The sequence below is a fragment of the Anaerotruncus sp. 1XD42-93 genome (genome assembly GCF_009917605.1).
In the GTDB taxonomy this organism is placed as follows: Bacteria; Bacillota; Clostridia; order Oscillospirales; family Ruminococcaceae; genus Anaerotruncus.
Genome location: NZ_QZEG01000033.1, coordinates 12,475 through 32,452 on the forward strand (window position 1 = coordinate 12,475; position 19,978 = coordinate 32,452).

The 19,978-nt window shown below is 55.4% G+C and carries 16 protein-coding genes and 3 tRNA genes; 4 read left to right on the forward strand and 15 right to left on the reverse strand.

The window, feature by feature from the left end; translation table 11 throughout:
- The first annotated feature begins 221 nt into the window (after nucleotides 1-221).
- Nucleotides 222-310 (forward strand) — tRNA-OTHER (locus D5269_RS11695).
- A gap of 125 nt (nucleotides 311-435) precedes the next feature.
- Here the strand turns inward: D5269_RS11695 and D5269_RS11700 are convergent.
- The 10 genes from D5269_RS11700 to malQ all read right to left on the reverse strand — a co-directional run bounded on the left by D5269_RS11700 (nucleotide 436) and on the right by malQ (nucleotide 10,297).
- Nucleotides 436-681, reverse strand: a complete 246-nt coding sequence (locus D5269_RS11700; protein WP_161910571.1) for a tyrosine-type recombinase/integrase — start codon at nucleotides 679-681, stop codon at nucleotides 436-438.
- 598 nt (nucleotides 682-1,279) lie between these two features.
- Nucleotides 1,280-1,370: transfer RNA gene (locus D5269_RS11710), tRNA-Ser, on the reverse strand.
- Between the two features lie 36 nt (nucleotides 1,371-1,406).
- Nucleotides 1,407-1,493: transfer RNA gene (locus D5269_RS11715), tRNA-Ser, on the reverse strand.
- A 116-nt stretch (nucleotides 1,494-1,609) separates the two neighbouring features.
- The gene (locus tag D5269_RS11720; protein WP_120485591.1) at nucleotides 1,610-2,740 is read right to left on the reverse strand and encodes a DHHW family protein; all 1,131 of its coding nucleotides are present in this window, start codon (nucleotides 2,738-2,740) and stop codon (nucleotides 1,610-1,612) included.
- A 21-nt stretch (nucleotides 2,741-2,761) separates the two neighbouring features.
- Nucleotides 2,762-4,090, reverse strand: coding sequence for an MBOAT family O-acyltransferase (locus tag D5269_RS11725; RefSeq protein ID WP_158604955.1), 1,329 nt, complete (start codon nucleotides 4,088-4,090; stop codon nucleotides 2,762-2,764).
- Nucleotides 4,091-4,526: 436 nt separating this feature from the next.
- Nucleotides 4,527-5,132: a DUF4093 domain-containing protein gene (locus D5269_RS11730; protein ID WP_120485593.1), complete on the reverse strand. Its 606-nt coding sequence runs from the start codon at nucleotides 5,130-5,132 to the stop codon at nucleotides 4,527-4,529.
- An 88-nt stretch (nucleotides 5,133-5,220) separates the two neighbouring features.
- Entirely contained in the window at nucleotides 5,221-6,255 is a 1,035-nt protein-coding gene (gene holA / locus D5269_RS11735; RefSeq protein WP_158604956.1) for a DNA polymerase III subunit delta, read from the reverse strand.
- An 82-nt stretch (nucleotides 6,256-6,337) separates the two neighbouring features.
- Entirely contained in the window at nucleotides 6,338-8,344 is a 2,007-nt protein-coding gene (locus D5269_RS11740; protein ID WP_120485595.1) for a ComEC/Rec2 family competence protein, read from the reverse strand.
- Nucleotides 8,341-8,562, reverse strand: coding sequence for a helix-turn-helix transcriptional regulator (locus D5269_RS11745; protein ID WP_199735729.1), 222 nt, complete (start codon nucleotides 8,560-8,562; stop codon nucleotides 8,341-8,343). The genes D5269_RS11740 and D5269_RS11745 overlap by 4 nt, the downstream gene beginning before the upstream one ends.
- 250 nt (nucleotides 8,563-8,812) lie before the next feature.
- Nucleotides 8,813-10,297, reverse strand: coding sequence for a 4-alpha-glucanotransferase (malQ, locus tag D5269_RS11750; RefSeq protein ID WP_120485596.1), 1,485 nt, complete (start codon nucleotides 10,295-10,297; stop codon nucleotides 8,813-8,815).
- A 290-nt stretch (nucleotides 10,298-10,587) separates the two neighbouring features.
- Here malQ and uraA point away from each other — a divergent pair, with 290 nt between their 5' ends.
- Nucleotides 10,588-11,862: a uracil permease gene (uraA, locus tag D5269_RS11755; RefSeq protein WP_016317085.1), complete on the forward strand. Its 1,275-nt coding sequence runs from the start codon at nucleotides 10,588-10,590 to the stop codon at nucleotides 11,860-11,862.
- A gap of 770 nt (nucleotides 11,863-12,632) precedes the next feature.
- On the opposite strand, the gene D5269_RS19020 is transcribed toward uraA, so the two are convergent.
- From D5269_RS19020 to D5269_RS11775, 4 genes are all read right to left on the reverse strand, one after another.
- Nucleotides 12,633-13,493, reverse strand: a complete 861-nt coding sequence (locus D5269_RS19020; RefSeq protein WP_347707300.1) for a radical SAM protein — start codon at nucleotides 13,491-13,493, stop codon at nucleotides 12,633-12,635.
- On the reverse strand, nucleotides 13,391-13,690 hold the full coding sequence (locus tag D5269_RS11765; protein WP_016317083.1) for a hypothetical protein: 300 nt from the start codon (nucleotides 13,688-13,690) through the stop codon (nucleotides 13,391-13,393). The genes D5269_RS19020 and D5269_RS11765 overlap by 103 nt, the downstream gene beginning before the upstream one ends.
- A 65-nt stretch (nucleotides 13,691-13,755) precedes the next feature.
- Nucleotides 13,756-14,487, reverse strand: a complete 732-nt coding sequence (locus D5269_RS11770) for a radical SAM protein (RefSeq protein WP_347707301.1) — start codon at nucleotides 14,485-14,487, stop codon at nucleotides 13,756-13,758.
- A gap of 85 nt (nucleotides 14,488-14,572) precedes the next feature.
- The gene (locus D5269_RS11775) at nucleotides 14,573-14,794 is read right to left on the reverse strand and encodes a hypothetical protein (RefSeq protein WP_120485599.1); all 222 of its coding nucleotides are present in this window, start codon (nucleotides 14,792-14,794) and stop codon (nucleotides 14,573-14,575) included.
- 523 nt (nucleotides 14,795-15,317) lie between these two features.
- On the opposite strand from D5269_RS11775, the gene D5269_RS11780 reads away from it, so the two are divergent.
- Together D5269_RS11780 and D5269_RS11785 are read left to right on the forward strand one after the other, a co-directional pair.
- On the forward strand, nucleotides 15,318-17,957 hold the full coding sequence (locus tag D5269_RS11780; RefSeq protein WP_158604957.1) for a hypothetical protein: 2,640 nt from the start codon (nucleotides 15,318-15,320) through the stop codon (nucleotides 17,955-17,957).
- Between the two features lie 140 nt (nucleotides 17,958-18,097).
- Nucleotides 18,098-19,711 (forward strand): penicillin-binding protein 2, encoded by a 1,614-nt coding sequence (locus tag D5269_RS11785; RefSeq protein WP_120485602.1) that lies wholly within the window; start codon nucleotides 18,098-18,100, stop codon nucleotides 19,709-19,711.
- Here the strand turns inward: D5269_RS11785 and D5269_RS18330 are convergent.
- On the reverse strand, nucleotides 19,693-19,978 hold a 286-nt coding region (locus D5269_RS18330; RefSeq protein ID WP_207670306.1), incomplete at its 5' end, for a hypothetical protein. The two genes, D5269_RS11785 and D5269_RS18330, sit on opposite strands and share 19 nt — an antisense overlap.

The following is a 19,978-nucleotide window of genomic DNA, read 5'->3' on the forward strand; positions in this document are numbered from 1 at the left end:
TGCAATTCATCGTTTGATACCTCCCAAAAGTTGACAGTCGGTTTAAGACAGCTTGATTCAAATTTGACCACTTTCTTGGCCTGGAACAATATTGCTTCAGGACTGGAACTCCAAGCGCCGCAAGGGTTTCTGACCACATAATCAGCCACAGACAGACGTGGAATATACGGAAACCCTGTTTGTAAAAAGTGTCGGAAAGCAAATCTAATGGAATAAAAACAGCTATAAATAAGCGAAAAATATGTAAAAAATATTGCCATGGCAGTTGGTAAGGATGAGGTCATCGGTTCGAATCCGATTATCAGCTCCATGAAAATCCTCGTAATCAGCGGATTGCGAGGATTTTTTTATTTTTACAGCATGCCCGGATTTTTGTGCTTAGCGTCCAATTTAGCAATAGTTCGCTACAGGTCACACAGTTGAGCGGTCGAGGAGTCAATTCCTGGCCTCTTTTTTTCTGCCCTCTAAGAGCGTTTTTTCAGCATGTTCGGGGCCAACAAGATCATTGAATCGGCCAAAGGTTTGCATGGCTTTTGCCTGGGCCGACGCTATGGCATGGGCATAGATGTTGGCTGTGGTGCTGGCCTGGGCGTGATCCAGCTGCCGGGAAACCACCACCAGGGGAACGCCGTCGGCGATCATCAGGGAGGCGTAGGTGTGCCGGAGGCTATGCACTGTCACCTTCGGGCATACCTAGAGCAATCCTTAAAAATACTGAGAAAAGTTCATCGGTCTGGAAAACGCATAGCTGCGTTGTCGTCCTTGCTCTGCATTCCCCGGCCTCGCCTCCTTTTTCTCGTTACTTCCGAGAATCGCTCTAACTGGGCGATAAAGTTGCTGAACCATTGCGTCACACTGTCTGAGAATAAGGGGGCACCGGTATCGATGGTGAACACCCGTCCATCTTGATCTTCCCACGCATCCCCTACCTGCACCCTCTGTTTGTCCTGCCCTGCCTGGTGTTCCAGCAGCATCATAATTGCAGCTGTAGATAATAGGAGAGGGCGGGCAGATGTGGCCGTTTTTGGAGTGCCGACATAGATGCCTTTCTCAGGGAGATAGTTGGAGGTCTGCCGAATTTTGTAAAATCACCATTTATATTCATAGTTATGTCATATCGCACCAAGAGGCGTCTTCATAAATGTAATCTGTATTTCGATAGTTTATTTAGGGGTGGGAATGAAGTGGGAATAGCTAAATTTTTATTGACATTTTTTAAGTGAAATTAAGTCCCCAGGCAATTTCAAAATCCCGCTTAGAATCAACTTCTAAGCGGGATTGGCGGAGATGAAGGGATTTGAACCCTTGCGCCGGTTTCCCGACCTACTCCCTTAGCAGGGGAGCCCCTTCACCAACTTGGGTACATCTCCAAAAACACATTATAACTTATCTGTCAGAAGAAACGGTGGCGGAGAGAGTGGGATTCGAACCCACGGCTCTTGCGAGTCACTGGTTTTCAAGACCAGCTCCTTAAACCACTCGGACATCTCTCCCTTGGGTATCATACTACAGTCTCCACAAAAAGTCAAGCGTATTTTTGCAGCATTCCCAACAAATGGCGCTTATATGTGAAGCATCCTTCCAGACATCTGACAGCCACAGGGCAGGCTCAAGCCGGCTCCTGCCTTTGCGGCAGCCAGGACAGGATGGAGAGCTGGTCGCTGTCGATGAAGCTGTCCGCCATATAGGCGAACAAAATCTGGTTATACCGTGAAACATCCACCTGTTCAAGCAGGGAGGGGGAGATGGATGCTGTATCGACAAAAGTGACTTTGGGATAATGGACCAGCAGGAACGGAAGGTAACTCTGCATTGAGCGGTCCCCGAAGATCAGGAGCTGTCTGGTACTTTCCGCAGCATTGCCAACATCAATGGTCACAATCGGGGAAACACCGCCCAAGAGGACATCCTTCACATCCCCAAGTACCTCCCGGAACTGCGGATAGAGGGTATAATACCTGCGGGAACGGCCGTCGTTTTCGTAGTGGGTCACGGTGTAATAACGCCAATATTTAGACATCGAATAGGCTGATATGCGGTCGGGCGGGATTTCCCGGTAGGGGGAACGTGCATAAAGGTCCCCGTAATAGTTGTAGTCGAGATGCTCCACACTGAATTCATGGATGCCGCGCGGCTTCAGGCCGAGTTTTTGAGCAGCTACCGCATAGATATAGTACCCTCCCAATCCGGTGGTTGTGTTATCGGTGCGGTAGTAAATATATTCTTCCTGGTGGTTGCGCAGGGTCGGATAGACATCGATCGGGGTGAGATATCCGGATACACGGCGGTAGACGTCATCCAGAAGCTGCTGTTTCTGGTTATAAAGCGGCGCAACGGTATCATAAGGTACCTTGCTCTGCTGAACCGCACAGGCGGTCGGGATCAGCATGACATAACTGTTGCGCTGGAACTGTTCAACAAAATCGAGCATTCTGGTGATATTGGCGTTGACGATTGCCTGGCTTTTGAGCTGCACGTCCAGCATCAGCATATCTTCCGAGATAAATACACCGTTCTGCTGCTTGTTGCCGCCCGCATATTTTAGGGAAATTTGGAGCCGGCGCAAAAAGTCTGCACCCGGCAGGCACGCCTTCATGGCTGATTCCATCTGTTGGAAAGGCTGATCCTGGGAGCCGAGCGCATCAAGCAGCGCGCTCCCATCCCCGCCCTGCAAAAGCAGGACAGGCACCAGAAAAAGCGCGGCCAAAAATGCAATCCCGTTGTACCGGCGCAGTTTCACCCGGATTCCTCCTTTCCAAAATCAAAGCATAAATGCGGTGGTAACGACCAGCAGTATCAGCGTCAGCAGTGTGGAGACCATCTCCCATATCTGCGGGGATGTCCTGCGGAAAAAGCCTGCCGCGACCCTCCCCATTCCGCTGGCGCAAAAGACGGCTACCAGCAGAAGCAGGTAGTTTGAGTTGAGCAGATAGAGCACCTCGTTGCTGAGAAAGTCCGCCCCGCTCAACCCGAACATGACCCGCAGGTAATCAACCGACTGTTTGAGGGAGCTCCCCGCAAACAGGACGAACGAGACCTGCACCGCAATGGTACAGCCGATCCAGCGCAGGACTGGCGGGATTGCCTCAGCAATCCGGCGGAGCAGGAATTTTTCGCAAAGGACAAGCGCGGAAAAATACAACCCCCAGACCACCATGTTGAGCCGGATGCCGTACCATAGCCCGATCAGGATCGAAAGCAGCAGGATATTAAAGATGCCCGAAAGGGTCCCCCCCTGCGGTGCGCCAAAGGCGGTATAAACATATTTGCGCATGAACCGGTTGACTGTGATATTAAACCGGGAAAAAAAGTCGTTGATGCTGATCGACCGGAACGGGTCCCGGAAATTTTCGGGCAGGTCGAGTCCGAAGATCAGCCCCAGCCCCCGCGCCATGTCGCAAAGCCCGGAGAGCAGAAAGCAGATTGACAGTGAAAGGCAGGCAACCATCATCCAGACGTGCAGGACAGCCGCGTTGTAATAGTGTACCTCGTGCAGGCGGACATAAATCTGATAGATGCCGTCCCCAAGGATCACTTTTTTTGCCAGCCCCTGCACAAACACCCGCCCGCCCCGCCCGATCCGCTCGAGCGACATCCGCATCCGGTGGGCCTGTGGGACCGTCCTGCCGTAGTAGACAAGCGGACCAGCATAGAGCCTGGGGAAAAAGCCCATCACCAGTGCAAACGATACCAGGCTGCGTTCGGAGGCAACATATCCATAATAGCAGTCTGCCAGATATCCTGCGCCGGTCAGACAGACCACGCCCAAACCCAGTGGGACATGCAGGCCATAGAGCTGCTCCAGAACCCCATAGAGGACGAACAAGGCCAGATTTGCGCCTGCGGAAACAGCGGCAACGGCTGTGCGCAGGCGGGGAATCCCTTCGCATCGTCCAAGCAGGCGCGCTGTCAGGTAGTCGGCCAGGATGACCGCAGCGATCAGCAGGACCCGTTCGTGTTCGATAGAGGCATAACAGAAAGCAGACAGGGTGACCACAGCCCATGCCCTTGCACGCGGCGGCAGAAACAGGCAGACCGCCACGGAGACCGGCAGCAACAGATAGAGGAATGTCAGGCTGTAAAGATGCATCGCGCGGCCTCCTTTCTTCTGCATTTTGGTTCGGAAAACTGTGGTTTACAGCGGAAACTGCTGCCTTGGGAAATCTGGAAAAATGAGGTTCTATGCGCAGGCGGGTCTTAGAACCTGTTCGGTATTTCTTTCTGCAAGGGGGCTTTTTCACTTGCAAAAAGCCCCCTCTTGCCGCTTCGCGGCAATTCACCCGAAAAACTGCCGCCGCAGCGGCGTGCATAGGCCAACCGACGCAAAGCGTCGGCTCTTAGGCCGGAGCGAAGCTTCACAGGAGAATGCGTTCCGCGCTCATCTCGCGCTAAGAGCCCGCCTTCGGCGGGTTGCGCTCGAAACACTTCGCTGCGGCTCGCAGTGCGGAGCGCGTCAGGGGCTCTGCCCCTTGACCCCGCAATTTTTTGGAAAAAATTGAGAAAAACTTTAGATGCCGAATAGGTTCTTAAAGGGACTCCACCAGATGCAAAAACTCCTCATAGGTATAGAGTGTGTTAACCGTTTTGAGCAGGGCCTTGGTACCCATCCGGGCGGGCAGCCGCAGCTTTTTCAACAGCTTCTGCCGAACCGCAAAGCTGTTTTCACCGCCGGAAATCCCCCATTCCACCAGGTCTGCCTGTGTGATTTGGGTTTCCCCTGTAGCCGCTTGATCGGATGCGCCCTGCTCCGCTGTTTCCGGAGTGATGCCCGCTCTGGCGAACGCCTCGAGCAGCAGTTTTGTAGGCACCCCTTCCACACCCAGTTTTCCCTCTGCCGAGGGCCGGTTTTTCCGCCGTTCTTTGCCGAACAGGTCGGGGATGTAAACATGCGTGATCCGTTCGGGCGGGACTGCGCCGGAAAGATAGCCGCGGATTCGAAATCCCGCTGCATCCGAATCGGTCAGCAGGATGATCCCGTCCTTTTCCGCCAGCATCCGGATGGTATGGAGCTTGCGTTTGTCCCGGAAAATGTCAAACCCATCGGTCGTCAGGATATTTGCGTCGATCAGTGAGCTGAGTCTGGCCTTATCGTACCGTCCTTCGACGATGACCGTCTGTTTCAGGCGTATCATCCGGTTCCCTCCCGTCTATGCCGGGGCACTGTCCCCCAGCCCTGTGATTTCAAAAAACAACAAGAACTTGAAAACAGGAAACGGGCCCTTACCGTCTCCCGGTGATCAAAAACAGCTGTGTGACCGTCTGTTCAAGGATCACGCGGTCGTTCGCGCCGGTACTTTTGAGCCGCAGGTCGGCCCGGGCGAGCAGGTCAAGCATCTGCCCGAGCTGGGGGGCGGAGTAATCCCCGCTGTCCGACATCGCATTGCGCACCACGAATGCGCGGTTTTTGGCATAACCGAGGTCGGCTGCTGCCTGCGCGGCAGGGACGCCCGCCTGTCGTGCGGCAAATCCGCGGTAGAGGTCGGTAAACCCGCCCGCCAGGACGGTCAGGACCTTGGCTGCCGGCTCCCGCAGATAAAGAAGCTGGTCGATCAGCTCCATTGCGCGGGAAAAGCTGCCGCGTGAGATTGCCTTGGAAAGGTCGTAGACCCGCGCCTGAATCACTGCGGTGACCACTGCGTCCACATCCTCGCGCGAAATCCCCCCGCTGCCCACATAGGCACAGACCTTGTCCAGCTCGGTTGCAAGGGTCATCATGTCATCGGTGCACCGTTCGATCAGGTAGCTTCCCACCTCGCTCGAAAGTTCGCACCCGTTTTTCTGGGCGCGGTCCCGCAGAAACCGCAGGGTATCGCTGTTCCTGCGCGCACCCAGCTCAATCACGCCGCCCGCCTTGTCGCACGCTTTCACCAGCTTGGCTAGGCGCTCTTTTTTGGAAGGCGGGTGCTTGACTGCCACCACCACACAGGTGGTTTGGGGCGGATCGGAAAGCACAGTACAAAGCTCGTCAAAGGTGCTGGAATCCAGTTTGTCCGGCTCGAGATCGAGGGTGACACATCGTCCCCCGGAGAGGAACGGGAGGGACTCCACCGCATCGTAAAACGCCTGCATATCCAGTTCGCTGGTCTCAAACCGATGCAGATTGAAGCTGTCAAACGAGCCGTCGAGCGCTTTTTTCACAAGCAGCTTTTCGTAAAGGCTGATCAGATAGGGCTGGGAGCCGTAGAGCAGATAAACCCGGTGCTGCTCCTCCCGTTTGACATGCTTGCTGAAGTCGCTTTCGAGGGTATATTTCATCCTTCCACCACCTGTAAACATCTATTTTGAATCAAAACACCCCGTTTTTTGTGGGTGAATTGGCCGGAAAAGAGCGGGCATTTTAGGGATCCGACGGGAGCCGCAGCGTGACAACCCTGCTGGAAAAATACCGGTCGTCAACTGCGGCTTCATAGCCGGGCGCAAAAATCCAGTCGTTGCGCCCATTGACCAGCAGGTGCGCTGCCGCCGGATCCTGGTCGAATGTCTTGACCAGCCGCAGTCCATCGATATCCACCGTGACATGCCGCGCGGACTGCCGGTCGGCATAGAACCAGACCCGTCCGAACAGTTCGGCTTCAAAGCCGTAACAGCGCTCGAGTGAAAATGCAGCCTCGACCGGGAACCGTTTGGCCAGCGCCTTCATTGGACTCCCGTCCAGCCCGTCCTCCGACTCGGCCACGAGCAGGGTGATCCGGTCTACCCCGCAGGATACGAAAAAATCCGTCAGGTTCTGCACATCCGTGTCGGAGGCCGGCGCACCGATCACCGCGCCCTGCCTGCCATAGGCAAACGCGAGCGTAGTCCCGTTTTCGGCAGCAGCGATCCGCATACTGTCGCCCCAGACCGCGCGGCCGGAAACCTTGCCTGCCAGCAGGCAGAGCGCAAGCAGTGCCGATGCATAACGCACCTGTGGTTTGGAGACATGGAGCACCCAGAGCAGAACCAGCACCGCAGCGGAACCGGAGAGCCAGAGAATCATGCCGCGGTCCCGCACTGGGACGGACGCGAACGGCAGGGACGCCCACCATTCGACCATGCGGCTGACCTGCCGCATCAGTGTCCCGGCGGCTAGGCCCAAAACCCGGGCTGCGGTATAAAATGGCGGAAAGCAGCCAAGCAGCGCGGCGGTCAGCCCGCATCCCAGCAGAAAAGGGAATATCGGGGCCAGAATCAGGTTCACCGCCGGGGAAACCAGCGAAAGCTCTCCAAATTCCCGGCAGAGAAGCGGCTGGGTGAATACCCCAGCACAGAAGGTGACACTGACCATCCCAGGCAGTTTCCCGCCGCAAAATCCCAGCAGCCTGTCGATCCACCGTTCAAACGGCCGGGAAAGGGCGCATATCCCCATGGTCGAAAGATAGGAAAGTTGAAGGCTGAGGCTGTAGGCGGCATATGGATTGCAAAACAGGAGCACCACCAGAGCAAACCCGAGTGAATTGAGCGCATCCGAATCCCGCCCGAGCAGGTCCGCACTCAACCAGACCAGCAGCATGAGTCCCGCGCGGTTGATCGACGGGGAAAACCCTCCCAATCCCATAAAAACGACCGTTCCCAGCATCTGTACCAGGCGGCACTGCCGCCGGGAAACCGGCAGGCCGCGCAGAAAAACCGATAACAGGCCGTTAAAGACCGAAAGATGCAGCCCCGAGGCTGCCAGCAGATGTGCGGCTCCCACCCGGGCATACTGCCGCCGCAGCGCGGGCAGAATCCCCGACCGGATGCCAAACAGGATTCCGGAAAGCAGGCTTCCTTCCCCGTTTGGCAGCATCTGGTTCAGGGAGAGGCTGAGACGTTCCCTGAGTTGGGCAAACCGGACCCGCGGATCCCGGCTGTTTGTCCCGGTGACCAGGACTTCCCCCACGAACAGGCCGGTGAATCGGATATCCGACGCATAGAGTGTTGTCCGGTCGTCGCCAAGGCAGTCAAGCTCTATCATACATTTTACCACATCGCCAAGTTCTACATCAAGTGGTGTGAATCCGGTCACGCGAATTTGTTCGCCTGCTATCGCTTCCGGGCTCCCTTCCGAAAGTACCCGCAAAGTCCAGCGCAGGCTGTTCCGGAAGCGTTCCCGGCCGGTCACCAGCGCACAGAGTTCCACCGTGTGCCCCTCGTAGACCTGTACGGGGGAGAGCTGGGCCTGGTCGTAAACCAGCCGAAAGCAGACACAACCACAAAAAGCCGCTGCTGTGGCATATAGCCACAGTGGCGGCTTTTCGATGAAAATGACAACGGCAGCCAGAACCGCGCCTGAGAGTGCGGTCAGCACCTGGTTCCATCCGGCCCACTCGATCAGCAAAGCGGTCGCGAACCAGACAATACCGGCAATATGAAAAAAGCGGTTCATTCTTTCGGATAAGCCTGTTTGACATTGGTCCTGCCGGTCAGATAGTCCAAGCTGACCGAATGAAAATCAGCCAGTTTCATCAATGCTTCGATCGGTACGTTGACCTTGCCCAGTTCATAACCTGAATAGGTGCTTTGGTCGATTCCTAAATACCCTGCAATTGCGGACTGGTTCAAGTCCTTGTCTTCACGCAGGTCTCTGATACGGCGAAACAGCATCCATTAGTCACCCCTTGAACGATCAAAATTGATATGGTTAAAACTGAAAAACAATCGCTTGCTTTTCAGTGACGGACAAAGGCTCGCCAGCACGCAAAGCGTGCCTGATGATTCTGTAACCCAAAGCAAGCCCGCTGATAACAGCCGCCTGCGAAACGGCCGCCGCAGGCCTGAAAAGAACCATTCTGATTCTTTTCGACTGCTTCGGGGATACGGCAGCACCTGATGGACTGCCGAAACGGTTGGGTCCTTAGAGTGCGGAGCGTTGGTAGAGGCCGGACATCCGCTCGATTTTTTCCGCAAGCGCGGGGGTCAGACGCCCTCCTTCCAGCCGGAATTGCCAGTTGCCGGTTCCGACCGACGGGGTGTTCATCCGCGCCTCTCCCCCGAGTGCGAGGAAATCCTGGATCGGTGCGATCGCCAGGTCGGCCACGCTTGACCAGACTGCACGCAGCAGCCCCCAGTTCAGCCCTTCCCGCTCGTTCAGGCAGATATAGTCAGCCGCATGGCGGCGGTCATGCGGGGAAAGCGCGGTTGCCCACCAATGCATAAGCGTGTCGTTGTCGTGCGTACCGGTATAGACCACGCAGTTCTTTTTGTGGTTGTGGGGGAGGTAGGCGTTATCCCAGTTGGAATCGAACGCGAACTGGAGGACCTTCATCCCCGGGAACCCGCTCTGCTCGAGCAGGCGGTAAACATCCGCATCCAAGTCCCCAAGGTCCTCCGCAATGATGCTGCATTCCCCCAGGGCATCCTTCAGCGTGTCGAACAGCTCGAGCCGCGGCCCTTTTTCCCAGTGGCCGCCGGTCGCGTCCTCGTCCCCGAACGGGATCGCATAGTATCCCGAAAATGCCCGGAAATGGTCGATCCGTACTGTGTCAAAAAAGGTGGTCGCAGCCCGCACCCGCTCGATCCACCACGCATACCCTTCCTGCCGGTGGGCATCCCAGTCATAGAGCGGGTTGCCCCAGAGCTGCCCCTGCGGTGCAAAATAGTCGGGCGGCACCCCTGCCACATGGGTGGGGCGCAGCTCTTCATCCAGCTGGAACAGGCGCGGGTTCGCCCAGACATCGGCGCTGTCCATCGCAACATAGATCGGCACATCCCCGATGATCTGCACCCCGTGTCGGTTCGCATACCGTTTGACCGCGAACCACTGGTTATAAAACTGGTATTGCAGATAAATCCAGAACAAAATATCATCGGCCATCCTGGAGCGGTATTCTGCGAGCGCTTCCGGCTCACGCAGCCGGATTTCTGCGGGCCAGCAGTCCCACGAGCACCCGTTCAGGCTGGTTTTCACCGCCATAAACAGGGCGTAATCCTCGACCCATGCGGCGTGCTTTTTCCGGAACGCGGCGATCTCGTCTGCGTCCCGCGCAATTCCTCTGCAAAACGCCTTGTGCAGGACCGCAAACCGGTTGTTGTAGAGCTTCTCGTAATCGGTTCTGCGGGGGTCTGTCCCCCAGTCGATCCCCTGATATTCGTTTTTTTCGAGCAGGCCTTCCGCTTCGAGCAGGTCGAGGTCGATGAAATAGGGGTTCCCTGCAAAGGTCGAAAACGACTGGTACGGGCTGTCTCCAAAGCTGGTCGGCCCGAGCGGGAGTACCTGCCAGCAGCGCTGCCCTGCCCGTTCAAGGAAGTCAACAAACTCGAAAGCCGCCTGCCCGAATGTTCCGATCCCGTGTGGGGAGGGCAGGGAGGAAATATGCATCAGGATGCCGCTTGCGCGCATGGACATCTACCTCCATCGGCTTTTTTTCAGGCTTACCTGCCACAAAACAGCGGCGGGCTCCCCTCAAAACAGCCATAAAGATCACATAAGTTCATATTTATTTTTAACTTTATCACAAATTCTTTGTGAATGCAAGCCAGCTATTGATATACCCGGGTAATTTTCCTGTATCCTGCCGCTTTTCTCCGAAAATCTTTGTGGATTCTTGACCCTAGCCATGCATAGTTGGGTCTGCTATAATAAAAAAGTGCAAAAAGGACATCATTTTGAGAAAAAAGAGGAGCGTCTGTATGAGCAAAAGAATCATCGCGATTGACGAGCGGCCACCAGCTGGGCTGTTCCTTCCCCTGAGCCTTCAACATATGTTTGCCATGTTTGGTGCCTCGGTGCTGGTGCCAATCCTGTTCGGCATCAATTCCTCAATCGTACTGTTCATGAACGGTTTCGGCACCCTGCTGTTTATTGTCATCACCAAGGGACGCGCCCCCGCTTACCTCGGTTCCTCATTCGCGTTCATTGCGCCCACCCTCTACCTGCTCCAGAACCATCCGGACGGCTTCCGCGCCGCGCAGGGCGGCTATGTGGCGGTTGGATTTGCCGGGTGTATCATTGCATTTATCATCTACAAATGCGGCACCAACTGGATCGACATTGTGCTCCCGCCGGCAGCGATGGGACCGGTGGTCGCGCTGATCGGCCTCGAACTTTCGGGAACTGCGGCTTCCAATGCGGGACTGGTCGGTGTTGAACAGATTGACCCGCGTGCACTGGCCGTCTTTCTGGTCACGCTGGGGTTTGCGGTGTTCGGGCAGGTGCTCTTCCGCGGGTTCCTCGGGGTGATCCCGATCCTGATCGCGATCATTGCCGGGTACCTCTCCTGTTTTCTGACCGGGCTTGTCAGCATTTCAGCGGTTGCCCAGACGGTTGCTGGAGCCCCTCTCTTTATGCTGCCTGACTTCCACACGCCTGTGTTCGACGGCGGCGCGATCATGGTGATGCTGCCAGTCCTGCTGGTCATCCTCTCGGAACATATCGGCCATCAGGTCGTGACCAGCCAGATTGTTGACCGCAACCTCATCAAGGACCCTGGCCTGCACCGGTCGATCTTTGGGGATAATTTCTCCACCATGGTTTCCGGCTGCCTGGGTTCGGTACCGACCACGACCTACGGCGAAAACATCGGCGTGATGGCGGTTACCGGCGTGTACAGTGTCTGGGTGATCGGCGGCGCGGCGGTCTGCTCGATCCTTCTTTCGTTCATCGGGCCGATTGCCGCACTCATCAACACCATCCCCGGCGCGGTGATCGGCGGCATCTCGTTCCTGCTCTATGGTATGATCGGAACCTCCGGCCTGCGGATCCTGGTGGACCAGCGGGTGGATTACGGGAAGTCCCGCAACCTCGCCATGACATCGGTGATCTTTGTCACCGGCCTTTCGGGGATTGCCATCCATGTGGGGAATATCCAGATCACAGGTATGGCGCTCGCCTGCGTGGTGGGTATGCTGATGGGGCTGGTGTTCTTCGCGCTCGATAAGGCCAAACTCACCAACGACCGGGACTGACCCCCTCAGTTTGCCTTACGGGCGGGATGCCGCTTTTCCCCCAAACTAGGGGTTGTTTGAAAAATCGAAACGACCGTCTTTTTCTACAAGAAACGGCATCTGCTGCGTCAAAAATGCTCGGAATACACAAAGTATTCCTGCGCTTTTCTCCTTGCAGCTGCTCATCTCTTGCGAAAAATCCGTCCATTTCTCTGTTTTCAAACAAGCCCTGAAGTTTTACTCAATTTTTTTCAAAAAATTGCGGTTTCCAAAGGCAGTGAGGCAACGGAAGTTTGGGTTCCAGCCCAAACTTCCGGGGCGCAGGCGCCCTTCTTCGGGGGACTTCTCGGGCTTTCAGCCCGAAGCGCGGCGGTATCCGCCGCGACACCCCCTCAGTTTGCCTTACGGGCGAGGGGTCGGTGCCCCCTCCCCGTAGGCCCCTCCCTTCCGAGCTGGGTACCACTTTTTTCCACAAACTAAAGTTTTACTCAATTTTTTTTAAAAAATTGCGGTTTCCAAAGGCAGAGCCTTTGGTCGCTCATCGCAATGAGCGAAATACTTTATCCTGTGAAGCGCGTTTTTCGGGTGAATTGCCGCGAAGCGGCAAGAGGGGGCTTTTTGCAAGAGAAAAAGCCCCCTGCATAAAGGAAATACCGAACAGGTTCTAAAAAAGCTGCCGCGGCTGCGGCAGCTTTTTTGCTGGAAAAAACCAGGCCGTGTCTCTTTTTGTGCCGGCCCGAGAACTGCCCGCAGTGGAACAATTCACCCTGCCAAGCGGGTTTCAGGCGGGATCATCCCGGGAACAGGCCGCGCTGCAAAATCTCATCCGCAAATTTCTGCATCTGTTCTCGCTCTGCAATGGTGTAATCGAGGTCAAACAGGAAAACAGGGACGCCGCTCTTCTTGCACAGCGCCAAAAGATAGGCTGCGGCGCTGACCAGGACGGTTCTTTCCTCTGGACTCATAGAAACCCTGTTTATATAATCCCGAGAAATCTGCACGCTTGCAGCCTTTAGTAGCTTTGCGATGTTTACAAAGGAGACGTAATCCTCCCAGGTGTCGTTGATCCCCGGAAGCACAATGTATTTAAGCCGGATTTGTCCTTCTGCGACCGTTGCATGATAGTATTCTACAAGGTTGGAGGTGACTTGTTCAAAATTATCAGCCCCTTTTACCTTCTTCCATGTTTCAGGTGTACCAGCATCCATTGACAGGAAGAGCTGCGAATACGGGTGATCGTGAAGGTGCTGCGCAATTCCCTCATCGTATTTGAAGCTATTGGTAAAAAACATCGTTGGCCTTCCATGGACCAGATCAAGGAACCGTTCTTTATATGGATGAATCGAAATCTCGCCACAGGTGACTTGCCACATAAAATTTGGAGCGAGCATATTGCTCTGTTTCACCATCTCCAACAGCTCAAATAAATGGTTATATGCCTCAGCCGTCCTAGAATTGGGGGTAGCGGCGTCAGGTTTGTCGTAGGCATGGCAATAAATACAATGGCATTGGCAGGGGGAGGGATAGACCCCTAAACTGATCTGATGAATCAGGCCATCAGGCTTCCATTCTGCTTTCCGATAAAGAGGGCATCGAGAACAATACGAAATAACGCTCCTTGGATACGGGGGGGGGGTGGGGTGATAGCATATTTTTTGCTTTCGGTCAATACCAAATTCCATTTATCAACAATACTTCTCAGGGTTTCCTCGGGTGTTCCGGCAAAGGGGACTTTTGGAATCTCTTCATCCGACTCACAACATAGCGAAATTGCGCTCCCATCTTCGTCAATACGACCGCTGAATGTTAGATACATCTGTTCGATCATCGAACAACTATAATAAGCCATAATTACGCCTCCTTGTTTCTCTAACGGGCGCCACTCCATTGGCGCCTGTTTTTCTTAAGACAGAATCAGTCTGGCAGGCCGCGTTCCAATATCTCTTGTGCAAGCTGCTGCATTTGCTCCTGTTCCTCTAATGTATAATTCAGGTCAAACAGCGCAACGGGGATATCGTTTTTTTGGCATAACGCCAGCAGGTAGGCGGCAGCACTAACCAATGTAATTCTTTCCTTCGGACTCATGGAAGATTTTATCACATGGTCTCTGGAAATTTCGATTGCTTGTACTTTCAGAGCTTTTGCAATGTCTACCACAGAGACATAATCCTCCCAAGTGTCGTTGATCCCTGGAAGTACAATATATTTGAGCCGAATTTGTCCCGGTGCGCTTCGATGGTAATATTTTGTGAGATTGGATAGTACCGTTTCAAAGTTGTTAACGCCCTTTACCTTATGCCATGTTTCCGGTATGCCGGCATCAATCGACAGGAAAAGGCAGGAATTTGGGTTCTCGTGAAGGTGCTGGGCGATTCCCTCATCATATCTGAATCCGTTGGTGAAGAAAAGCGCAGGTCGTCCTTCGATCAGTTCAAGAAACCGCTTTTTGTATGGATGAATCGAAATCTCACCACAGGTGACCTGCCACGCAAAATCCGGAGCAAGCATCCCGCTCTCCTTTATTCTTTCTAAGATTCCAAATAAACGTTCATAGGCTTCTGCGGTCCTGGAAGTTGGTGTCACATTGTCATAGGTCTCATAAACATGACAATAGATACAGTGGCATTGACAAGGCGAGGGATACACTGCCAAACTGATTGCATGGATCAGTCCATCCGGTTTCCACTCCGCTTTTCGATAGAGCGGGCATTTGGAGCAGGCGAAACTGACACTACTCGGGGGGGGTGTTTCCGTACTGCTGACTATCCTCCATAATTTGTTTCCATTTATCAACGATATTTTTCAAAGTTTCTTCCGGCGTTTCCTCATACGGAATCGTTGGAGCACCCTCGGTCGTTTCGCAGCACAGGGCAATAGAAGAATACTTGTCATCAATGCGGCCTTTAAATGTCAAGTACATCTGCTCCAGAAAATAGCAGCTATAATACTCCATGGCAAATCCTCCTTGCTTGCACCAGAAGTCTCCGGAATTGGGAGCACCGGCGCCGCCTCTGCTCCTCCATGAGCAGAGCCAGGGCGACGGGGAAGCGCATCCCACAAAGAACGACTGGCTTTCATCGTTTATTTAAAGCTAAGTATACACGCATTCAGCCGCGTTTTCAAGTGCGGCGGGGGTGTTTTCGGCTGCCGGCAGGCGGTATCAGGAGCATCCATATGGGTGCATGGAAATGACTGGCTTCCTGAATGGGGCATTCTGTCAAAAAGAATGGAAAATGGATTGACGCGCGGCGCTGAAAACGCTATGATAGAAGTGAAACGCTGGGAAAGCCTGCCGCCTGTTTTCATGCGGTTGGCCCCGCCTGCTTTTATAAGACGTTGAAATTCAAATTTAAGGCCGCTGTCAGCGGCCTTCTGTGGCACACCACAGACCCGGGAACCGTTGTCTGACTGTTTTCGGGTAATTTGATTTTCAGATAGAATCACCCATCAATACAACAAAGAAGGGGACGATGCAGATGAAAAAATTCTTTTCGGCGCTGCTGGCAGTGCTGCTGGCCTTTCAGGTAGGTCTGGCAGCGGCAGCAGCGCCGGCCAACTCGCAAACAGCACAGGCGCCGTACAGCATCCAGGTTATTGACGGGAAGCTGCTGTTCCTGCGCGGCGGCGTGGCAGTCCGGGAGGTCGCGCTGGCGAACAGCGAGATTCGCCTGACCCGCAGCCAGATGGGCGGGATCGCCGTACAGGTGGTGGAAGCTCCCGGCCAGACCCGCCGCTTTTCCCTCGAATCCCAGACCACCCTTGCGGTATCGGGCCAGATGAGCTCGCTCATCCTCACCGCACAGCTTCCGAAACAGGCACAGATTTCCCTGGGTGAACAGTCCCGGGTCTCTCTGCTCAACGTCAATGCGCCGGTGCAGGTTTCGCTGCATGGGCAGGCATCCAACCTGCGCATCTCCGATGCGGGCGCACGTGTCAACGCCGCGCAGGGTTCGTCGGTCGGCAAGGTATCCACAGTATCCCGCAGCGCGGTCAACGGGGTTTCTGCCGGCAAGGTCAGTGTGGTTTCTTCCTCGTCCGCCAGCTCGTCGGACAGCAGCTCGGATGACCGTCCGTCCGGCGGCAGCTCGTCGTCCGGCAGCTCGTCCAGCGGTTCCGGTTCGTCGGGCGGCTCCAGCACGCAGTCCTACAGCATCGAGCGGGTGGAGGCTTCCAACATGCGGGTGAAGGTCACCCTCAACCGGGCAACCAGCCGCCCGCTCCAGAAGAGCGCATTTGCGATCCTCTGCAACGGCAGCGGAAAGGATATGACCATTCTGGAGGTCTCGACCCAGGATAACCGGGTCTATGACCTGCGCACCACAAGCTATGACGACAACACCTATTTCCTGAGCATCCAGCTTCCGGATGGCAGCCTGATCAACAAAACATTCGTCACCTCGCTGCTCGGACCGGAGATCAATTCGGTGGAAGCCACGCGGGTGGATGAGACAACCGCACAGTTCAGCTTTGCCTCGGATACCGCCGGTTCCCTCTACTACCTTGTGCAGAAAAAAGCCAGCACTCGTGCCCGCACCGCGTTCTGGAACGGTTCTGGAGAGCCGACGATCGCGCAGGTCAAGCAGCAGGGTGAGCGGGTTTCGATACAGCAGGGTGCCAACGAAGTGACGGTCAGCCAGCTGGTATCGGGCGCAAGCTATGTCATCTATTTTGTGGCGGAGGATGGCGAAGGGAATACCACCCCGCTGAAATATGCGGACATTCCCGCGACGCCTGCGGGCGGCACACAGGGCGACTACAAAATTGAGAAGATCCGGGCATTTTCGGATATGTCAGGCTTCTTCCAGGAGCACAACTGGTTTGAGGTCCGGCTGAACAAGCCCACCGCATCCCCGCTTTCGGTCTCCAACTTTAAGGTGACCTGCCCCGCCCAGAGTGATTCCGAAGTTGGCCGGGTGACCACCGAAGACAACCAGACCTATATGGTTTATATCAAGGAAAACACCATCCTCAAGGACAAAAACACCTTCACAATCACCGTTTCGTTTGCGGATGGCACGACCGCTTCGGGGAAAATATACCTCGACTTTACCGAGCCGGAACTCACCGGATATACGGTGAAACGTACCGGAGCGACAACCGCCGAGGTGCAGTTCCGCTCGAACAAGCCCGGCACCCTCTACTGGAAGGTGATGGATGGCAATCAGGTTCCCTGGGATACGGTTGAACCCAAGGACCCCGAGCAGGTTGTCAACGGCGGCGAAACCTTCGCGCTCAAGGCGACCGGGAACCTGCTCACCATCGAGGTGCCCGAGGCCGGGAGCGATAAGCTCTTCTTCTGCTGTGTCCCCGAGGACGAGACCGGCAACCGGTCAAGCTATTATTACTATTGGGAGATTCCCGCCGAGATCACCGATTCCGGCTCGAACCCCGATCCGGCACCGGGCGAGGACTTTGAGATCGTTTCGGTCGTGCCCAAGCTCGGCAGCAATGGCAAATACACGCTTACCGTAACATTCGCAAAGGCACTTTCTGTCATTCCTTATGGCGATGATGTGACCGTTTCGGGCAACGGGCTGAATCTGAACGGGTCTTATGACCTGGCGGTGAACAGCACCTATGATCTGACGGTTATTGAGATCGTGCTGAAGACGGAACTTGACCCGGGTGAGTATAACCTCACAATCGAGATGTTTGGGGAAGATGAAAACGGAGACATCGTTCCGGTTGGAACCGCTGCCGGCACTTTCACCGTCGGAGATGAAGAGGTTGTCGCTTCGGCAAAAGCCAATCAGGACGAGGACGCCGCCGGGCCGGAGGACGAACCCGTCTCGGATGAAGCCAATACTCCGAACAACACGCCGGATGATAAAGCCGCTGCGGACGAGAACAACACTCCGAACGATGAAGCCGCTGCGGATGAAAACAACGCTCCGAACGATGAAGCCGCTGCGGATGAAAACAACGCTCCGAACGATGAAGCCGCTGCGGATGAGAACAGCGCTCCGAACGATGAAGTTGCTTCGGACGAAAACAACGTTCCGGAAGATGCAATCGTTCCGGACGAGAGCAGCACATCGGATAACGAAACCGCTTCGGACGAAAACAACGCCCCGGAAGGCGAAACCACTCCGGACGAGGGCAACACAGCCAACTAAATCTTTTTCAGCCGCTGGGCGGGGATTTCCCCGTCCGGCGGTTTTTCTGACTAAATCCGCTTCCAACTGTCCAGACTATCAGGGAACCCCTGCAACCTGTTCTGGGGTTCCCATTTGTTCATATTGGAAGGGGATTTTTTATGGGAAAACGGGCGGTCTGTGTCTATCTTGCAATCGTGCTGATGTTTACCGGCATCCTCTGCCGGCTCTATTACCTGTCGCTCTCGGGCGGCGCTCTGGCGTCGGTCGCGCAGAACCAGAGCGCCTACCTGCTCGAGGTTGACCGTACCCGCGGGATTATCTATGACTGCAACCTGCGTCCGATGGTCGGTTCGACCCGGCGGACCGTTGCGGCGGTGCAGCCCTCCCCGGAAGCCTTCACCGCGCTGACCGAGGCGATCCGCAATGGGGGAGAGACCTTCGAACTAAGTGAGGAGCTGACCCGGCCCTATCTGGTGCAGCTCGAGCAGACCCAGATCTATTCCAAAGGGGTCGAAATGTTTGACGCGGTGGAGCGCTATTCGGAAAACCAGCTGGCGCCGCATATCATCGGCTATCTCAACCCGGAAAAGACCGACGGTACAGCAGGCATCGAGCTTTCCTACAATGATCTGCTGCACCAGTATGACGGCAGCCTTCGGGTGCGCTATACCGTCAACGCGACCGGGCAGACCATGCTGGCAATCCCGCCCGAAATCCTCCAGGACAACTATATGGACTCGGGCGGGGTGGCGCTGACCATTGATGCAAACATTCAACGGGCGGTGCAGGACGCGATGAAGGGGGTCGAAAAGGGGGCCGCAGTGGTGATGGATATTTCCAATGGGAACATCAAGGCGTCGGCCTCGATGCCGGCCTACGATGCAAATAACCTCGCGGCCAGCCTTCAGGACCCGAACAGCCCGTTTGTCAACCGGGCATTCTGTCAATATAACGTTGGCTCGACCTTCAAGCTGGTAACCGCTGCCGCCGCGCTCGAGGCGGGATATGGGCAGTATATCCCCTATACCTGTGAGGGCTATTCGGATGTGGACGGGCATATCTTCTACTGCCATTGGCGCAACGGTCATGGGGAGCTTGATCTCAATAAAGCGATAGAGGTTTCCTGCAACCCCTATTTTATCCATCTGGGACTGGCGGCGGGCGGCAAACGGATCGTCTCGCTGGCGCGGGAGATCGGGTTTACCCGCGCGGCGCAGTTCACCGACGAGATCAAAACCCAGAGCGGCACCCTGCCGGACGATTCCGAGCTGCGCAACGATGCGGCAGTTGCGAACATGGCGTTCGGGCAGGGGAAGCTGACTGCAACCCCGGTCCAGATTGCGCAGATGATCTCGGCGGTGGCGAACGGCGGATATGCGGTGACGCCGCGCCTCGTCGAGGGCTTCACCGACGACGGGAAAACGTTCTATGAGCACACGATCAGCTATGCGCCGGTGCAGGTCTTTTCCGACCGTACCTCCAAAATCCTGCGCAAAACACTGGTCAATAACGTGGTCAACGGGAGCGGCAAACTCGCAAAGCCGATCTACAGCACCGCGGGCGGCAAGACCGGTTCAGCCCAGACCGGTATTTACCGGACCCCCGGCGAGGAGGACAGCGAGATCATCCATGCGTGGTTTGCCGGATATTTCCCCGCTGAAACGCCGAAATATGCGATTGTGGTGTTGGTCGAAGGGGGCGGAGAGGGCAGCGAAGTGGCCGCCCCGATCTTCCGGAAGATCGCCGATGCCATTTATCTGACAGAGCTGTAAGAACCTGTTCCGTATTTCTTTCTGCAAGGGGGCTTTTTCACTTGCAAAAAGCCCCCTCTTGCCGCTTCGCGGCAATTCACCCGAAAAATGCGCTCCACAGGAGAAAGCGTTCCGCGCTCATCTCGCGCTAAGAGCCCGCCTTCGGCGGGTTGCGCTCGAAACGCTTCGCTGCGGCTCGCAGTGCGGAACGCGTCGGGGGCTCCGCCCCTCGACCCCGCCACCTTTGAAAAGGTGGACGAAACTTTTGGATAAAGAACAGGTAAAAAG

Coding starts and splice junctions, on each gene's coding strand:
- D5269_RS11725 (WP_158604955.1), bottom strand. CDS start 4,090: ATGCATCTTTACAGCCTGACATTCCTCTATCTGTTGCTGCCGGTCTCC.
- D5269_RS11730 (WP_120485593.1), bottom strand. CDS start 5,132: ATGATACGCCTGAAACAGACGGTCATCGTCGAAGGACGGTACGATAAG.
- holA (WP_158604956.1), bottom strand. CDS start 6,255: ATGAAATATACCCTCGAAAGCGACTTCAGCAAGCATGTCAAACGGGAG.
- D5269_RS11740 (WP_120485595.1), bottom strand. CDS start 8,344: ATGAACCGCTTTTTTCATATTGCCGGTATTGTCTGGTTCGCGACCGCT.
- D5269_RS11745 (WP_199735729.1), bottom strand. CDS start 8,562: ATGCTGTTTCGCCGTATCAGAGACCTGCGTGAAGACAAGGACTTGAAC.
- malQ (WP_120485596.1), bottom strand. CDS start 10,297: ATGCGCGCAAGCGGCATCCTGATGCATATTTCCTCCCTGCCCTCCCCA.
- uraA (WP_016317085.1), top strand. CDS start 10,588: ATGAGCAAAAGAATCATCGCGATTGACGAGCGGCCACCAGCTGGGCTG.
- D5269_RS11765 (WP_016317083.1), bottom strand. CDS start 13,690: ATGGCTTATTATAGTTGTTCGATGATCGAACAGATGTATCTAACATTC.
- D5269_RS11775 (WP_120485599.1), bottom strand. CDS start 14,794: ATGGAGTATTATAGCTGCTATTTTCTGGAGCAGATGTACTTGACATTT.
- D5269_RS11780 (WP_158604957.1), top strand. CDS start 15,318: ATGAAAAAATTCTTTTCGGCGCTGCTGGCAGTGCTGCTGGCCTTTCAG.
- D5269_RS11785 (WP_120485602.1), top strand. CDS start 18,098: ATGGGAAAACGGGCGGTCTGTGTCTATCTTGCAATCGTGCTGATGTTT.